The sequence below is a fragment of the Serratia sp. TSA_105.2 genome (assembly GCF_052692115.1).
On the sequence record NZ_JBQZFT010000003.1, the window covers coordinates 634,525 to 650,048 of the forward strand.

A 15,524-nucleotide genomic window follows, 5' to 3' on the forward strand; every position below is an offset into this window, starting at 1 on the left:
CTTTCTCTTGATCGCAATCAATTTGCCGCCGGTTGGCCGTCAGTAGGCTGGCGGCAGATTGAGCATGTCTTCTTATAACGACAAGAGCCTTCAGGAGCATTCCGGATGAGCAAATTTCTAGACCGTTTCCGCTATTTCAAGCAGTTGGCGGAGCCTTTTTCTGGCGAGCACGGCCAGACCTTGAACACCAACCGCGACTGGGAAGACGGCTACCGCAGCCGTTGGCAGCACGACAAAGTGGTGCGTTCCACTCACGGCGTGAACTGCACCGGTTCCTGCAGTTGGAAGATCTACGTGAAGAATGGCCTGGTGACCTGGGAAACCCAGCAAACCGACTACCCGCGCACCCGGCCCGATCTGCCCAACCATGAACCGCGCGGCTGCCCGCGCGGCGCCAGCTACTCCTGGTACCTGTACAGCGCCAACCGGCTGAAATACCCGCTGATGCGCAAGCGTCTGCTCAAGCTGTGGCGCGAAGCGAAGGCACAGCACAGCGATCCGGTCGCGGCCTGGGGCTCTATCGTCGGCGATGTGGAAAAAGCCAAAAGCTACAAGGTGGCGCGCGGCCGCGGCGGCTTCGTCCGCTCCAGCTGGCAGGAGGTCAATGAACTGATCGCCGCCGCCAACGTCTATACCGCCAAAACCTTCGGCCCGGACCGTATCATCGGCTTCTCGCCGATCCCGGCGATGTCGATGGTGTCCTACGCCGCCGGCGCCCGCTACCTGTCGCTGATCGGCGGCGCCTGCCTGAGCTTCTACGATTGGTACTGCGATCTGCCGCCGGCCTCGCCGATGACCTGGGGCGAGCAGACCGACGTGCCGGAATCCGCCGACTGGTACAACTCCTCCTACATTATCGCCTGGGGCTCCAACGTGCCGCAGACGCGTACCCCGGACGCCCACTTCTTTACCGAAGTGCGTTACAAGGGCACCAAAACCGTGGCGGTGACGCCGGACTATGCCGAAGTCGCCAAGCTGTGCGACCACTGGCTGAATCCGAAGCAGGGCACCGACAGTGCGATGGCGCTGGCGATGGGCCACGTGATGCTGAAAGAGTTCCATCTCGATCGCGAAGTCGGCTACTTCCGCGACTACGTGCGTCGCTATACCGATATGCCGATGCTGGTGCTGCTGGAAGCGCGTGAAGGCGGCCATTACGCCGCCGGCCGCCTGCTGCGCGCCGCCGATCTGGTGGACGGGCTGGGCCAGGAAAACAACCCCGAGTGGAAAACCGTCGCTATCGACAGCCTCAGCGGCGATCTGGTGGCGCCGCAGGGCTCCATCGGCTTCCGCTGGGGCGAGAAGGGCAAGTGGAACCTGGAACAGCGCGAGGGCAAGTCGCAACAGGAAGTCGAGCTGCAGCTCAGCCTGTTGGGCATGCATGACGACGTTGCCGAGGTGGGCTTCCCGTACTTCGGCGGCGCCGACAGTGAGCATTTCAACAGCGTGGCGCTGGACGAGATCCTGCTGCACAAACTGCCGGTGAAACGCCTGCAGCTGGCGGACGGCAGCGAAGCGCTGGTGACCAGCGTGTACGACCTGACGCTGGCTAATTACGGCCTCGAGCGCGGGCTGGGCGACGCCAACTGCGCCGCCGACTATGACGAGGTCAAGGCCTACAGCCCGGCCTGGGCCGAACAGATCACCGGCGTGTCGCGCCACAACATTATTCGCATTGCCCGCGAGTTCGCGGAAAACGCCGAGAAGACCCACGGCCGTTCGATGATCATCGTCGGCGCCGGCGTCAACCACTGGTACCACATGGACATGACCTACCGCGGCCTGATCAATATGCTGATCTTCTGCGGTTGCGTCGGCCAGAGCGGCGGCGGCTGGGCGCACTACGTCGGCCAGGAAAAACTGCGGCCGCAAACCGGCTGGCTGCCGCTGGCGTTCGGCCTCGATTGGCAGCGCCCGCCGCGCCACATGAACAGCACCTCGTTCTTCTACAACCATTCCAGCCAATGGCGCTATGAAACCGTCGGCACCGACGAGCTGCTGTCGCCGCTGGCGGACAAGTCGCGCTTCGGCGGCAGCCTGATCGACTTCAACGTGCGCGCCGAGCGCATGGGCTGGCTGCCGTCGGCGCCGCAGTTGGGCACCAACCCGCTGCGCCTGGCGGAGCAGGCCCGCGCAGCGGGCCAATCGCCGGTCGAGTTCACCGTCGACAGCCTGAAGAACGGCACGCTGGGCTTCGCCGCCGAGCAGCCGGACAATCCGCAGAACTTCCCGCGTAACCTGTTCGTCTGGCGCTCCAACCTGCTGGGCTCCTCCGGCAAAGGCCATGAGTACATGCTCAAATACCTGTTGGGCACCGAAAACGGCATCCAGGGGAAAGATCTCGGCCAGCAGGGCGGCGTGAAGCCGCAGGAAGTGGAATGGCGCGAGCAGGGCGGCGAAGGCAAGCTGGATCTGGTAGTGACGCTCGATTTCCGCATGTCGAGCACCTGCCTGTACTCCGACGTGGTGCTGCCGACCGCCACCTGGTACGAAAAAGACGACATGAACACCTCCGACATGCACCCGTTCATCCATCCGCTGTCGGCGGCGGTCGATCCGGCCTGGGATTCGAAGAGCGATTGGGAGATTTACAAGGGCATCGCCAAGGCCTTCTCCGAGGTGTGCGTCGGCCATCTGGGCCAGGAAACCGACGTGGTGACCCTGCCTATCCAGCACGATTCCGCCGCCGAACTGGCGCAGCCTTACGGCGTGCAGGACTGGAAGAAAAGCGAATGCGATCTGATCCCCGGCAAAACCGCGCCGCACATCATCGCGGTGGAACGCGATTACCCGGCCACCTACGAGCGCTTTACCTCGCTGGGGCCGCTGCTGGACAAGCTGGGCAACGGCGGCAAGGGCATCAGCTGGAACACCCAAACCGAGGTCGACTTCCTCAAGCAGCTTAACTACGTCAAGGCCGACGGCCCGGCGGCGGGCCGACCGAAGATCGAGAGCGCGATAGACGCGGCGGAAGTGATCCTGTCGCTGGCGCCGGAAACCAACGGCCAGGTGGCGGTAAAAGCCTGGGAGGCCCTGAGCAACGTCACCGGCCGCGATCACCGGCATCTGGCGCTGAACAAGGAAGACGAGAAAATTCGCTTCCGCGATATTCAGGCGCAGCCGCGCAAAATCATCTCCAGCCCGACCTGGTCCGGTCTGGAAGACGAACACGTTTCCTACAACGCCTGTTACACCAACGTGCATGAGCTGATCCCATGGCGCACTATCAGCGGCCGTCAACAGCTGTATCAGGACCACGAGTGGATGCGCGCCTTCGGTGAAAGCCTGCTGGTATACCGGCCGCCGATCGACACTCGCGCCGCCCAGCCGTTGCTCAACAGCAAGCCGAACGGCAACAAGGAGAAGGCGCTGAACTTCCTGACGCCGCACCAGAAGTGGGGGATTCACTCCACCTACAGCGACAACCTGCTGATGCTGACGCTGTCGCGCGGCGGCCCGATCGTCTGGCTGAGCGAAGACGACGCCAAAGATCTGGGCATCGCGGACAACGACTGGATCGAGGCCTTCAACGCCAACGGCGCGCTGACGGCGCGCGCGGTGGTCAGCCAGCGTATCCCGGCCGGTATGACCATGATGTACCACGCGCAGGAGCGCATCGTGAACCTGCCGGGCTCGGAGATCACCAGCCAGCGTGGCGGCATCCACAACTCGGTGACCCGCGCCTGTCCGAAGCCGACCCACATGATCGGCGGCTATGCGCAGCTGGCCTACGGCTTCAACTACTACGGCACCGTCGGCTCCAACCGCGACGAGTTCGTGGTGGTGCGCAAGATGAACCGCATTGATTGGTTGGACGACGAAGGCAACGACTACGCGCAGGGCAGTCAGCAGGAGAACAGCAAATGAAAATTCGTTCGCAAGTCGGCATGGTGCTGAATCTGGACAAGTGCATCGGTTGCCACACCTGTTCGGTCACCTGCAAAAACGTCTGGACCAGCCGTGAAGGTATGGAATACGCCTGGTTCAATAACGTGGAAAGCAAGCCCGGCGTCGGATATCCGCACGCCTGGGAAGATCAGGAAAAATGGAAGGGCGGCTGGATCCGTAAAATCAACGGCAAGCTGGAACCGCGCATGGGCAACCGCGTCGGCGTGCTGGCGAAAATCTTCGCCAACCCGGACGTGCCGGCGCTGGACGACTACTACGAGCCGTTCGATTACGATTACCAGCATCTGCACACCGCCAAACAGGGCAAGCACCAGCCGGTGGCCCGCCCGCGCTCGCTGATCACCGGCCAGCGCATGAACAAGATCGAAAGCGGCCCGAACTGGGAGGAGATCCTCGGCGGGGAATTCGAAAAACGTTCGCAGGACAAGAATTTCGACAACCTGCAGAAGGCGATGTACGGCCAGTTCGAGAACACCTTCATGATGTACCTGCCGCGCCTGTGCGAGCACTGCCTCAACCCGGCCTGCGTCGCCACCTGCCCGAGCGGGGCGATCTACAAGCGCGGCGAAGACGGCATTGTGCTGATCGACCAGGACAAGTGCCGCGGCTGGCGCATGTGCCTGACCGGCTGCCCGTACAAGAAAATCTACTTCAATTGGAAGAGCGGCAAGTCCGAGAAGTGCATCTTCTGCTACCCGCGCATCGAAGCCGGGCAGCCGACGGTGTGTTCGGAGACCTGCGTCGGCCGCATTCGCTACCTCGGCGTGCTGCTGTACGATGCCGACCGCATCGAGCAGGCGGCGGCGGTGGAGAACGACAAGGATCTGTACCAGAGCCAGCTCGATATCTTCCTCGATCCGCATGATCCCAAGGTGATTGCTCAGGCGCTGGCGGACGGCGTGCCGCAGGGCGTCATTGAAGCCGCCCAGCAGTCGCCGGTGTACAAAATGGCGATGGACTGGAAGCTGGCGCTGCCGCTGCACCCGGAATACCGCACGCTGCCGATGGTGTGGTACGTGCCGCCGTTGTCGCCGATTCAGTCCGCCGCCGACGCCGGCGAGCTGGCGCACAGCGGCGTACTGCCGGACGTCGAGAGCCTGCGCATTCCGGTGCAGTATCTGGCGAACCTGCTGACCGCCGGCGATACCGAACCGGTGCTGCTGGCGCTGAAGCGCATGCTGGCGATGCGCCACTACAAGCGGGCGGAAACCGTCGACGGCGTGGTGGACACCAGCGCGCTGGAGCAGGTCGGCCTGAGCGAAGCGCAGGCGCAGGAGATGTACCGCTACCTGGCGATCGCCAACTATGAAGATCGCTTCGTGGTGCCGTCGAGCCACCGCGAGCTGGCGCGCGAAGCCTTCCCGGAAAGCAAAGGCTGCGGTTTCAGCTTCGGCGACGGCTGCCACGGCAGCGACGGCAAGTTCAACCTGTTCAACAGCCGCCGCATCGACGCCATCGACGTGACCGCTAAAACCGCACGGCCGGAGGACGCCTCATGATCAGCCTGAAAGTGATCGCCCGCCTGCTGGATTACCCGGAGCAGGTTCTGTTTGACCATCAGCAGGCGCTCATCGAAGCGCTGGAGCCGGCCAGCGAGCTGGATCTGCACCACAGTGCGCAGCTGATTCTGTTTATCCGCCGCCTGTGCGCCCGCCCGCTGCTGGACGTGCAGGCCGACTATTGCGAGCTGTTTGACCGCGGCCGCGCCACCTCGCTGCTGCTGTTTGAGCACGTGCACGGCGAGTCGCGCGATCGCGGCCAGGCGATGGTTGACCTGATGGCGCAGTACCGCGCCGCCGGGCTGGAGATCGACAGCCGCGAGCTGCCGGATTTCCTGCCGCTGTACCTGGAGTATCTGGCCAGCCGCAGCGCGGCGCAGGCGCGGGAAGGGCTGCAGGACATCGCGCCGATCCTGGCGCTGCTGGGCGCGCGCCTGCAACAGCGCGAAAGCCCGTATGCGGTGCTGTTCGATCTGCTGCTATTGCTGTCCGGCAGCGAGATGCAGGCACAGGCGCTGGAGCCCCAGGTGGCGCAAGAGGCGCGTGACGACACGCCGCAGGCGCTGGATGCGGTGTGGGAAGAGGAGCAGGTCAAGTTCCTCGGCGAACAGGGCTGCGCCTCCGCCCAGCAGACGGCGCACCAGCGGCGCTTCGCCGGCGCGGTGGCGCCACAGTATCTGGACCTGACGGATGCGTTAACCGGAACCAAAGGACGCTAATCATGCAATTTTTGAATCAGTTCTTCTTCGATATCTACCCTTATCTGGCCGGCGCGGTATTCCTGATCGGCAGCTGGTTGCGTTACGACTACGGGCAGTACAGCTGGCGCGCCGGCTCCAGCCAGATGCTGGATAAAAAGGGCATGCGGCTGGCGTCCAACCTGTTTCACATCGGCATTATCGGCATCTTCGCGGGCCACTTCCTCGGCATGCTGACGCCGCACTGGATGTATGAGGCCTTCCTGCCGATCGACGTGAAGCAGAAGCTGGCGATGATCGCCGGCGGCGCCTGCGGCCTGATGACGCTGATCGGCGGCGCGCTGTTGCTGAAGCGCCGGTTGACCAACCCGCGGGTGCGCGCCACCAGCAGCTTCGCCGACATCATGATCCTGACGTTGCTGGTGGTGCAGGTGTGCCTCGGCCTGCTGACCATTCCGTTCTCTGCCCAGCATATGGACGGCAGCGAAATGATGAAGCTGGTGGCCTGGGCGCAGGCGGTGGTGACCTTCCACGCTGGCGCCTCTGCGCACCTGGAAGGCGTGGCGATTATCTTCAAACTGCACATGGTGCTGGGCATGACGCTGTTTGTGCTGTTCCCGTTCTGCCGCCTGGTGCACATCTGGAGTGCGCCGGTAGAGTATCTGACCCGCCGCTACCAGCTGGTGCGCAACCGCCGCTGAGTCTGACCCCGCCGCCGCCGCCGATCGCCAGCGGCGGCGCTATTCCGATAATTCCCCTGCCGTCTGCCCATTCTCGCCGCCTTGTCGTAAACTGAATATCTCAGTCATGTTACGCTTATGCTTCCGCCGACGGACGTCGGCCCGCGCCAGCTGATAACAAGAGATACCGCCTAGATGAAAGGCCTTTTGGGACATAAAAACCGGGGATGATCCGCATGGCCTTTGCGCCGCGCGGGAGAATCGCTTTATGGATAGTCAGGTTAATCAATAACAATAATGACCACACAATGTCGCTCACCCGAGCTGTTGCCTCTGAAAATCATCGCCACCGGGGCCGCGTTGCCGCCCAACCGCGTGGCCTCCTCTACGCTCGATGCCCGCCTGGGGAAACCGGTCGGCTACGTTGAAAAACGCTCGGGCATCGTTTACCGCTATCACGCCGCCGATGACGCCAGCCAGGCCGAGCTCGCCGCCGCCGCGCTGCAAGACGCGCTGGCCCGCAGTGCCATCCCGGCAGCCTCCATTGACCTTTTGATCTCCGCCTCGGCGATAGCGGTGCAGGCATTGCCGTGCTCCGCCGCGCATATTCTCAAGGTCGCTGGATTGGCCCCGGGTACGCCGGGCTTCGACATCAACAGCAGCTGCGTCAGCTTTATCTCTGCGCTGCAGGTGGCAGCGGGGCTGTTGAACGCCGGGACGTATCGGCGTATCGCCATCGTCTCGGCGGATCTCGCTTCGCGCGGCATCGACTGGCAGCACGAAGAATCGTCGCTGATTTTCGGCGACGGCGCCGCCTGCGCTATCGTGGAGCGCGGTGACGGCACCGGCGGCATCCTCGCCAGCCTGGTGGAAACCTATCCTGCCGGCAGCGAACTGTGCGAGATCCGCGCCGGCGGCACGCGCCGCAACCCGCGCGCCGGCATGTGCGAGCAAGACTTCCTGTTTCTTATGCAGGGCAAGCCGCTGTTCCGTCAGGCGTCGGCGCTGATTGAGGGCTACCTCGACCGGCTGTTGAGTGCCAGCGGCCTGACCCTGGCGCAGATCGCCACCGTGGTGCCGCACCAGGCCAGCCATTTGTCGCTCGAACATATGCGCAAACGGCTGCACGTCTCCAGCGAGGCGCTGGTGGACATCTACCGCCATCACGGCAACCAGGTGGCGGCCTCTATCCCGACCGCGCTGCATGCCGCCGTGACCACCGGGCGTTTCAATCCCGGCCAGCCGGTGATGCTGATCGGCACCGCCGCCGGGCTGGCGCTGGCCGGCATGGTGTTGCTGCCATGAGGGTGTTGGTGACCGGCGCGACCAGCGGGCTGGGGCGCAACGCGGCGGAGTGGTTGCTGGAGGCCGGGCATCAGGTGCGCGCCACCGGCCGCGATGAGCGGGCCGGCGAAGCGTTGCGTCAGCTGGGCGCCGAGTTTTACTCGCTCGATCTGGCGCAGGCTACGCCGCAGCAGTGCCGGGAGCTGGTGACCGACTGCGAGTGGGTATGGCACTGTGCGGCCAAGTCTTCGCCCTGGGGCAGCAAAGTGGAATTTCACCGCATCAACGCCGCAGCGACGGACAAGCTGGCGGAGGCGGCCGGGCGCTGCGGCGTGCGGCGCTTCGTGCATATCTCCACGCCGGCAATCTACTTCGATTTTCAGCCGCATTACGATCTTGATGAGGGTTATCGCGCCCGGCGCTTCGCCAACCACTATGCCGCCAGCAAGCACGCCGCCGAGCAGCGGCTGTTGGCGCAGGCGAAGATCTACCCTCAAACCACCTATATTATTCTGCGGCCGCGCGGCCTGTTTGGCTCGCACGATCGGGTGATCGTGCCGCGGCTGTTGCAACAGCTCGAACGCGATCGCGGCGTGCTGCGGCTGCCCGGCGGCGGGCAGGCGTTGCTGGATCTGACCTTTGCTCCCAACGTGGTGCACGCCATGGAACTGGCCAGCCGGCAGCGCGGATTGTCGTCCGGCGCCGTGTACAACATTACCAACCACCAACCGCAGCGGCTGGCGGAGATGCTGGATGCGCTGCTGCGCCAGGAACTGGGGCTGCGTTACCGGCTGCAGGCCGTGCCGTATCCGCTGCTGCAGGCGCTGGCCGGCGGCATGGAGCTGTGGGCAAGCCTGAGCGGCAAGGAACCGCTGCTGACGCGCTACAGCGTGGCGGCGGTGCATTTCGACATGACCCTGAGCCAGACCCGCGCGATCGAAGAGCTGGGCTATCGGCCGCGTTACTCGATGGAGGAGGGGATCCGCCTGACCGGCGAGTGGCTGCGGCGGCAAGGAGGCATACCGCATGGCTAAGGTTACCGTTTTTGAAGTGGGCTATTGCACGCATATCGGCTGCATGGCGCTGCGCGGCGCCGGGTTCCGGGTGTGTAAATTCCCGGCGCGCGCCTATCTGCTGGAGGTGGGGCAGCGCCGCTGGCTGTGGGATACCGGCTACGCGCCTTATTTTCAGCAGCACACGCAGTCGGGGCTGTTCAGCCTTTACCGCCGCATGACGCCGGTCTACTTCGATCCCGCCGAGTCGTTGGCGCATCAGCTGCGCGAAGCCGGTTACGCCGAAGGCGACATCCAGGCGCTGATCGTCTCGCACTTTCACGCGGATCACATCGCCGGGCTGCAGGATTTCAGCCACCTCGATTTTATTTGCTCCGGCGAAGGCTGGCAGCAAACCCGCGGGCTGCGTGGTTTCGCGGCGCTCAAGCGCGCCTTTATTCCCGGTCTGATCCCGGCGGATTTCGAGAGCCGCCTGCAGTTTATGGAAGCTTTTCCCTCGGTGGCGTTGCCCGCGCTGCTGGCGCCGTTCGATCGCGGTTACGCGCTGCCGGGCAGTGAAGGGCAGATCGTGCTGGTGCCGCTGCCGGGACATGCGGCCGGCCATATCGGCGCCTTTATCCTCACCGACGCCGGCTGGACGCTGTTGGCCAGCGACGCCGCCTGGTCGCCGCAGAGTTACCAGACGCTGCGCGGGCCTTCGCGCCTGGCCAATCTGGTGATGGACGACGCGGCGGCGTACACCCGCACGCTGGAGCGGCTCAACCAGCTGTGGGCGGGCGGGCAGGTCAACATTTTGCTGTGCCACGAGGGGGACCTGTGATCCCCTTCATGACCCTGTGGCACTATTTCCGCGCCCGGCGCCTGCGCTTTGGCGATCGTGCGGCGCTGGAGGCGCATCAGGCCCGGCAGCTCGCGGGCTTTGCCCGTCGGGTGCTGAGCCAGAGCCCCTATTTTCAGCGGTTCAGCCGCCGGCCGTTCGCCGAATGGCCGCAGATGGACAAGGCGCTGATGATGGCGCAGTTCGACCGGATGAATACCGCTGGCCTGAGCCGGGAGGCGGTGCTGGCCTGCGCGCAGCGCAGCGAGGCGGATCGCGATTTCACGCCGAAGATCGGCCGCTACAGCGTCGGGTTGTCGTCCGGCACTTCCGGGCAGCGCGGCGTGTTTGTCGTCAGCCCGCACGAACAGCAGGTGTGGGCCGGCGGCATGCTGGCGAAGATGCTGCCGGACGGGCTGCTGGCCGGTGAGCGTGTCGCCCTGTTTCTGCGGGCGGACAATAACCTCTATCACAGCGTAAACAACCGTTGGCTGAGCCTGGCGTTTTACGATTTACTGGCGCCGTTCAGCGAGCATCTGCCCGCGCTGGAACGGCAGGCGCCCAGCATCATCGTGGCCCCGGCGCAGGTGCTGCGCGCCCTGGCGCTGGCGGTGCTGGCCGGGCAGGTGACGCTGCCGGTCAAAAAAGTGATTTCGGTCGCCGAGGTGTTGGAAGAACAGGATCGCCGCCTGCTGATGCAGGTGTTTCCGGCGGTTGGTGAAGTGTATCAGGCTACCGAGGGGTTCCTGGCCGCGACTTGCGCGCACGGCACGCTGCATCTGAACGAAGAGTTTTTGCATATCGAACCGCAGTGGATCGACGAGCAGCGTTTCACGCCGTTGATCACTGACTTCACCCGCAGCACGCAGCCGATCGTGCGTTATCGGCTGGACGATGTGCTGGTGCTGCGCAAGGAACCCTGCCCGTGCGGGCAGCCGACGCGGGCGATCGCGCGTATCGAAGGGCGGCGCGACGATCAGCTGATGTTGCCCGATGCGCAGCGGCAACCGCAGGTGGTATTCGCCGATGCCTGCAGCCGGACGATCGCCAATGCGTTGCCGCTGACCAGCGATTACCGCCTGATCCAGCGCGGCGAGCACCGGCTGGAGCTGATCGCCGATTGCAGCCCGGCGGCGTTGGCGCACTGCCAGGCGCAGCTGATCGCGCTGTTCGCTCGCCAGGGCATCGCCACCGATCGGCTCGAATGGCGGTTGACGGCGCAGGCGGTTTTGCCGCAGTTCGATCGCAAGCGGCGGCGCATCGTGCGCCAGGCGGAGGAAGCATGAAAAATACGCTGTTCAGGTTAGGGCACATGTTGCTCGGCTGGGGGACGGTCGGGGTGGTGTATAGCCTGACCGATCGCCTGCAGGGGGCGGGAACCCTGTTGCCGCCGTCGGCGCTTGACCGGGCGATCCCGTTCAACCCGGCGGCCATTTGGCTCTACCTGTCGTTCTTCCTCATCGTCCCGGCGGGCTATTTGCTGGCGCCGCTGCGGCGAATCAAATGGCTGACGCTGGCGATGCAGCTGACGGCGCTGGGCGCCGGGGCCGTTTACCTGCTGTGGCCGACCACCATGGCCTATCCGCAGAACGATGGCGTTGGGATCAGCGCGCAGCTGTTGGCGGCGTTAACGCAGGTGGATTCGCCGCAGAACTGCCTGCCTTCGTTGCACATGGCGCTGACGGTGCTGGCGGTGTGGGCGCTGAGCGACGGCGAGCGCAAAATACGGACGGCGCTGTGGATGCTGTGGGGTGTGGCGATCGCGTTCTCCATTCTGCAGCTGCGTCGCCATTTGTTTGTCGATTTGGCAGGTGGCGCCTTGCTGGCGCTGTGCGCCGGCGGGCTGGCCCTGCGCATCAAGACTCTGCGCAGGCGCGTAGTTAAAGGAGAAATGGGATGAGCGATCTGGCGTTGCCGATAGTGTTCATGCTGTTCATCGTGGTGGCCGAGGCGGTGGCGCTGCAGTGGGGGCGTCGTGAGCCGGTCAACTGGCACGATCTGGTGTTCAATCTGAACTCCGGCCATATCATGCTGTGGCTGTTCCGCGGGCTGGAGATCACCTGCTACGGCTACGTGGCCGCGCATTTCAGCCTGGGGCTGCTGGACGCCTGGCCGCCGCTGCTGATGTGGCTGTTCGCCCTGCTGGCGTGGGACTTCGGTTTCTACTGGCTGCACCGCCTGCACCACCGCTTTCGTGTGCTGTGGGCGGTACACGTGGTGCACCATCAGGGCGAGCACTTCAATCTGTCGCTGGGGGTGCGCAACTCCTGGTATTCGTCGCTGACGTCGATCCCGTTCTTTTTGCTGCTGGCGCTGGCGGGCGTGCCGCTGTCTGTGTTCGTCACGGTGTCGATTTTTCACTACAGCATTCAGCTGTTTAACCACAATGCGCTGACGCCGAAGCTCGGCGTGCTGGAAAAAATCCTGGTCACGCCGGCGCACCACCGGGTGCACCACGTCAAGGACATGGCGTATTCCAATAAGAACTTCGGCGGCAGCTTTATCTTCTGGGACAAACTGTTCGGCACGTTCTGTCCGGCGTTACCGACCACGCCGTTCAGCTACGGCGTCAGCGGCGATCGGCCGTCCGCCAATCCATTTTGGGCGAGCAATCTGCCGTTCCTGCGCTATTTGCGCCTGACATGGCGCCCGGCGCCGGGCCGGCCGCGCGACCGCCGTTCGGCGTTCAGCGTCTTCAGTGGCGCCATGCTGCTGTTCTCGCTGGTGGTCGGTTACGTCTACCAATACGGTTACGGTTACGGCGACATCAGCTGGCCGCAAATGGCGCTGCTGGTGCTGCTGGCGTTGGGCTCGGTGGCGCTGGGCGGCATGACGGAAGGGCGGCCGTGGGCGAGCGCCGTCTGGCTGCTGATCGCGCTGGGCATGCCGCTGCTGTTTATCGGCTATCTTGGCTGGCCGCAGCGCTATTGGCATATCGCCATGGCCGCCGTGGCGCTGCATGCCCTGTGCGTGGCGCTGGGCTGGGGGCGAGTGGCCGCACCGGCCGCCGTGGAGGAACCGCATGGCTGACTCATTACCGCCGCTGCGTTTCCCCACCGATGGCGAGCAGGCGTTTCACCGCGATCTCAAGCGCGCGGCGCACGCCTGCCTGGCGGGCGATCATCGCTATGCCGATACCGCGCGGCTGGCCAAGGCCGCGCTGTTGCTGGCGCTGTGCGTCGGGTTTTATGCCCTGAGCCTGATGCAGCATCAGCCCTGGGCGTTTTTCCTCTGCTATTTCCTGTTCGTGGCCATGGGCATGCTGCTCAACGTCAATGTCAACCACGATGCTTCGCATAACGCCTTCTTGCGCGTGCCCTGGGCCAATCGCCTGGTGGGGCGGTTGGTGACGCTGCCGTTGGGTGTCGATCCGGATTACTGGCGCACGCGGCACGTGGATTACCACCACGTTTACGCCAACGTCGAGCACTACGATCTGGATACCGAAGAGAACGGCTTTTTCCGCCAGACGCCGTTCCAGCGCTGGCGGCCGCATATGCGCTATCAGCATCTGTACTGGCCGCTGATCGCCGCGCTCTCGCTTCCCTACATTGCGTGGATTTTCGATTGGTCCGATCGGCTCGATAAAACGCCGCTGCGGGAAAAACGCGTGCTGGCGGGGCTCGGCGGTTGGGCGCTGTTCGTGCTGTGCAAGTTGCTCCATGTGGCGCTGGTGCTGGTGGTGCCGCTGATCCTGTGCCACCTGCACGGCATCGGTTGGGGCTGGGTGCTGTTGGCTTACGCGCTCAGCCAGATGTTTGCCTCGCTGCTGGTGGTGTTCCTGCTGCTGGGCACCCACTGGGCGCAGGCCGAGTTTTACCCGGCACCGGCGGGGGACAACATGCCGCACGGTTGGTACCGGCACAATTTCGCCACCGCCTGCGACTGGCAGCCCGAGCCGCGCTGGCTGGAGCACCTGACCGGCGGGCTGAACTATCACCTGACCCATCACCTGTTTCCCGGCTGGAATCACCGCCACTACCCGGCGCTGGCCGCCGCAGTGGCGGAAGTGGCGCATCGGCACGGCATGGCGTACCGCTGCATCGGCTATCGCGAACTGCTGGCACAGCAACAGCGCTTCTTACGCTGGATGGGGCAGCCATGAAGCCGCTGCGTCCGTTAGCCTACCGGCGTGACGATAGTGGGCTACATCGTGCGCTGATGCAGGCCGCCCAGCATTATTTGACGGCCAACGGCGATCACCGCTTCGCCGACGGCGGCATGCTGGCGAAGGTGGCGTTGCTGTTATCGCTGTGCGGCCTGTGTTACGGGTTGAGCCTGCAGCAGCAAAACGGCTGGGCGTTTTTCGCTTGCTACTTCGGTTTTATCTTTATCGGCATGTTCCTGACGGTGAACGTGGTGCACGACGCCTCGCATAACGCGTTTTTCCGTCGGCCCTGGGCCAACCGCTGGCTGAACGCCCTGGTGAGCGTCCCGCTGGGGCTGGATCCCGACTGCTGGCGCGTGCGCCACGTGCTGTTTCACCATGCTCATAACAATATCGAACATTACGACCCCGACATCGACGCCAACGGCGTGCTGCGGCAAACGCCGTTCCAGCGCTGGCGACCCTTTATGCGCGCCCAGCGTTACTATTGGCCGCTGGTGGCGGCGCTGACGTTCCCGTACTACATCTGGCTGTTCGACTGGCTGGACCGGGCGGGCCGCACCCGCGTGGCGGCGCGCATGGCGCAGCAGGGCGTGCGCGGCTGGTGCGGGTTTCTGGCGGGCAAGGCGGCACACCTGCTGCTGGCGCTGGCGATCCCGTGCTGGCTGCTGCCGCCGGCCATCGGCATCGGGCAAATCCTGCTGGTCTATTTGCTGAGCCAGATGCTTTCTTCCTTGCTGTTCGTGATGTTGATCATCGGCACCCACTGGGCCAAGGCCAATTTTTACCAGGCGCCGGCGCAGGGCGCGATGCCGCACGGCTGGTATCACCACGTGTTCGCCACCACCTTCGACTGGCTGACCCGGCCGCGCTGGCTGGGATACTGGCTCGGCGGGGCGAACCTGCATTTGACGCATCATCTGTTCCCGCACTGGAGCCACCGCCATTACCCGGCGCTGAGCCGCATCATAGGCGAGGTGGCGCCGCGTTTCGGCATCGACTACCGCCTGCTGGAGCTGGAGGAGCTATTGCGCCTGCAGCAGCGCTTCCTCAGCGCGATGGGGCGCAAACCACATTAGCGTTGCATGCGGATTGTGCGAGGCGTTACGCAGTTCACTAATTGAACGATATTTGCCCTTCCAGTAGACTTTCCCCCTGTGAATCAACGGCCACAGGAGGTGGACTATGCGCAGCTTGCCGATTCGGTTATCCAATGAAATTGACGACAGTTTGAACGATATTGCCCGGTGTCATGGGATGGCAAAAACCCACATCATTCGCCTGTAATGCTTGTCAGTTAGCGTTTTTTGAAGTACTCGTGACGTTTTCGGTCGATAAATGAGAGGTGCATCATGAGGCTCCTGCACCTCGACCGAGCCAGGGGCCGAAGGCGCGGCCCCTGGCAACCCGCGCCTTTGCCCTATCAGACGGTTGGCTTTGCCAACTCCCCTCCCTCCGCCATACCGCATTGAGGCCGGTTGCGACAGGCGTCCCTGCCTGTCTCACCTGAAACCGC

At 64.0% G+C, this 15,524-nt stretch carries 12 protein-coding genes; all 12 read left to right on the forward strand.

Annotation, left to right across the window (positions count from 1 at the left end):
• Positions 1–105 precede the first annotated feature (105 nt).
• On the forward strand, positions 106–3,867 hold the full coding sequence (locus ACUTSC_RS14115) for a nitrate reductase subunit alpha (RefSeq protein ID WP_445653402.1): 3,762 nt from the start codon (positions 106–108) through the stop codon (positions 3,865–3,867).
• Entirely contained in the window at positions 3,864–5,408 is a 1,545-nt protein-coding gene (narH, locus tag ACUTSC_RS14120) for a nitrate reductase subunit beta (RefSeq protein ID WP_033634924.1), read from the forward strand. Before ACUTSC_RS14115 ends, narH begins: the two co-directional genes overlap by 4 nt.
• The gene (gene narJ, locus ACUTSC_RS14125) at positions 5,405–6,127 is read left to right on the forward strand and encodes a nitrate reductase molybdenum cofactor assembly chaperone (protein WP_197767897.1); all 723 of its coding nucleotides are present in this window, start codon (positions 5,405–5,407) and stop codon (positions 6,125–6,127) included. The genes narH and narJ overlap by 4 nt, the downstream gene beginning before the upstream one ends.
• A gap of 2 nt (positions 6,128–6,129) precedes the next feature.
• Positions 6,130–6,807 (forward strand): respiratory nitrate reductase subunit gamma, encoded by a 678-nt coding sequence (gene narI, locus ACUTSC_RS14130; RefSeq protein WP_025303199.1) that lies wholly within the window; start codon positions 6,130–6,132, stop codon positions 6,805–6,807.
• 276 nt (positions 6,808–7,083) lie between these two features.
• Positions 7,084–8,091 (forward strand): 3-oxoacyl-[acyl-carrier-protein] synthase III C-terminal domain-containing protein, encoded by a 1,008-nt coding sequence (locus tag ACUTSC_RS14135; RefSeq protein ID WP_445653403.1) that lies wholly within the window; start codon positions 7,084–7,086, stop codon positions 8,089–8,091.
• Positions 8,088–9,104 carry an SDR family NAD(P)-dependent oxidoreductase gene (locus ACUTSC_RS14140; protein WP_197767895.1) on the forward strand — a complete coding sequence of 339 codons (1,017 nt, stop codon included), beginning with the start codon at positions 8,088–8,090 and terminating at the stop codon, positions 9,102–9,104. The genes ACUTSC_RS14135 and ACUTSC_RS14140 overlap by 4 nt, the downstream gene beginning before the upstream one ends.
• Positions 9,097–9,903, forward strand: coding sequence for an MBL fold metallo-hydrolase (locus ACUTSC_RS14145; protein ID WP_197767894.1), 807 nt, complete (start codon positions 9,097–9,099; stop codon positions 9,901–9,903). The genes ACUTSC_RS14140 and ACUTSC_RS14145 overlap by 8 nt, the downstream gene beginning before the upstream one ends.
• Complete coding sequence (locus ACUTSC_RS14150; protein WP_197767893.1) at positions 9,900–11,186, forward strand: F390 synthetase-related protein; 1,287 nt, start codon at positions 9,900–9,902, stop codon at positions 11,184–11,186. The genes ACUTSC_RS14145 and ACUTSC_RS14150 overlap by 4 nt, the downstream gene beginning before the upstream one ends.
• A complete protein-coding gene (locus tag ACUTSC_RS14155; RefSeq protein WP_197767892.1) occupies positions 11,183–11,800 on the forward strand; it encodes a phosphatase PAP2 family protein in 618 nt (205 codons plus the stop codon). Before ACUTSC_RS14150 ends, ACUTSC_RS14155 begins: the two co-directional genes overlap by 4 nt.
• A complete protein-coding gene (locus ACUTSC_RS14160; protein WP_197767891.1) occupies positions 11,797–12,930 on the forward strand; it encodes a sterol desaturase family protein in 1,134 nt (377 codons plus the stop codon). Before ACUTSC_RS14155 ends, ACUTSC_RS14160 begins: the two co-directional genes overlap by 4 nt.
• On the forward strand, positions 12,923–14,005 hold the full coding sequence (locus tag ACUTSC_RS14165; protein ID WP_197772870.1) for a fatty acid desaturase: 1,083 nt from the start codon (positions 12,923–12,925) through the stop codon (positions 14,003–14,005). Before ACUTSC_RS14160 ends, ACUTSC_RS14165 begins: the two co-directional genes overlap by 8 nt.
• Positions 14,002–15,087, forward strand: coding sequence for a fatty acid desaturase (locus ACUTSC_RS14170; protein WP_197772871.1), 1,086 nt, complete (start codon positions 14,002–14,004; stop codon positions 15,085–15,087). The genes ACUTSC_RS14165 and ACUTSC_RS14170 overlap by 4 nt, the downstream gene beginning before the upstream one ends.
• The last annotated feature ends 437 nt before the right edge of the window (positions 15,088–15,524 follow it).

Coding starts and splice junctions, on each gene's coding strand:
- narJ (WP_197767897.1), top strand. CDS start 5,405: ATGATCAGCCTGAAAGTGATCGCCCGCCTGCTGGATTACCCGGAGCAG.
- ACUTSC_RS14160 (WP_197767891.1), top strand. CDS start 11,797: ATGAGCGATCTGGCGTTGCCGATAGTGTTCATGCTGTTCATCGTGGTG.
- ACUTSC_RS14135 (WP_445653403.1), top strand. CDS start 7,084: ATGACCACACAATGTCGCTCACCCGAGCTGTTGCCTCTGAAAATCATC.
- ACUTSC_RS14140 (WP_197767895.1), top strand. CDS start 8,088: ATGAGGGTGTTGGTGACCGGCGCGACCAGCGGGCTGGGGCGCAACGCG.
- ACUTSC_RS14170 (WP_197772871.1), top strand. CDS start 14,002: ATGAAGCCGCTGCGTCCGTTAGCCTACCGGCGTGACGATAGTGGGCTA.
- ACUTSC_RS14115 (WP_445653402.1), top strand. CDS start 106: ATGAGCAAATTTCTAGACCGTTTCCGCTATTTCAAGCAGTTGGCGGAG.
- ACUTSC_RS14165 (WP_197772870.1), top strand. CDS start 12,923: ATGGCTGACTCATTACCGCCGCTGCGTTTCCCCACCGATGGCGAGCAG.
- ACUTSC_RS14145 (WP_197767894.1), top strand. CDS start 9,097: ATGGCTAAGGTTACCGTTTTTGAAGTGGGCTATTGCACGCATATCGGC.
- narI (WP_025303199.1), top strand. CDS start 6,130: ATGCAATTTTTGAATCAGTTCTTCTTCGATATCTACCCTTATCTGGCC.
- narH (WP_033634924.1), top strand. CDS start 3,864: ATGAAAATTCGTTCGCAAGTCGGCATGGTGCTGAATCTGGACAAGTGC.
- ACUTSC_RS14155 (WP_197767892.1), top strand. CDS start 11,183: ATGAAAAATACGCTGTTCAGGTTAGGGCACATGTTGCTCGGCTGGGGG.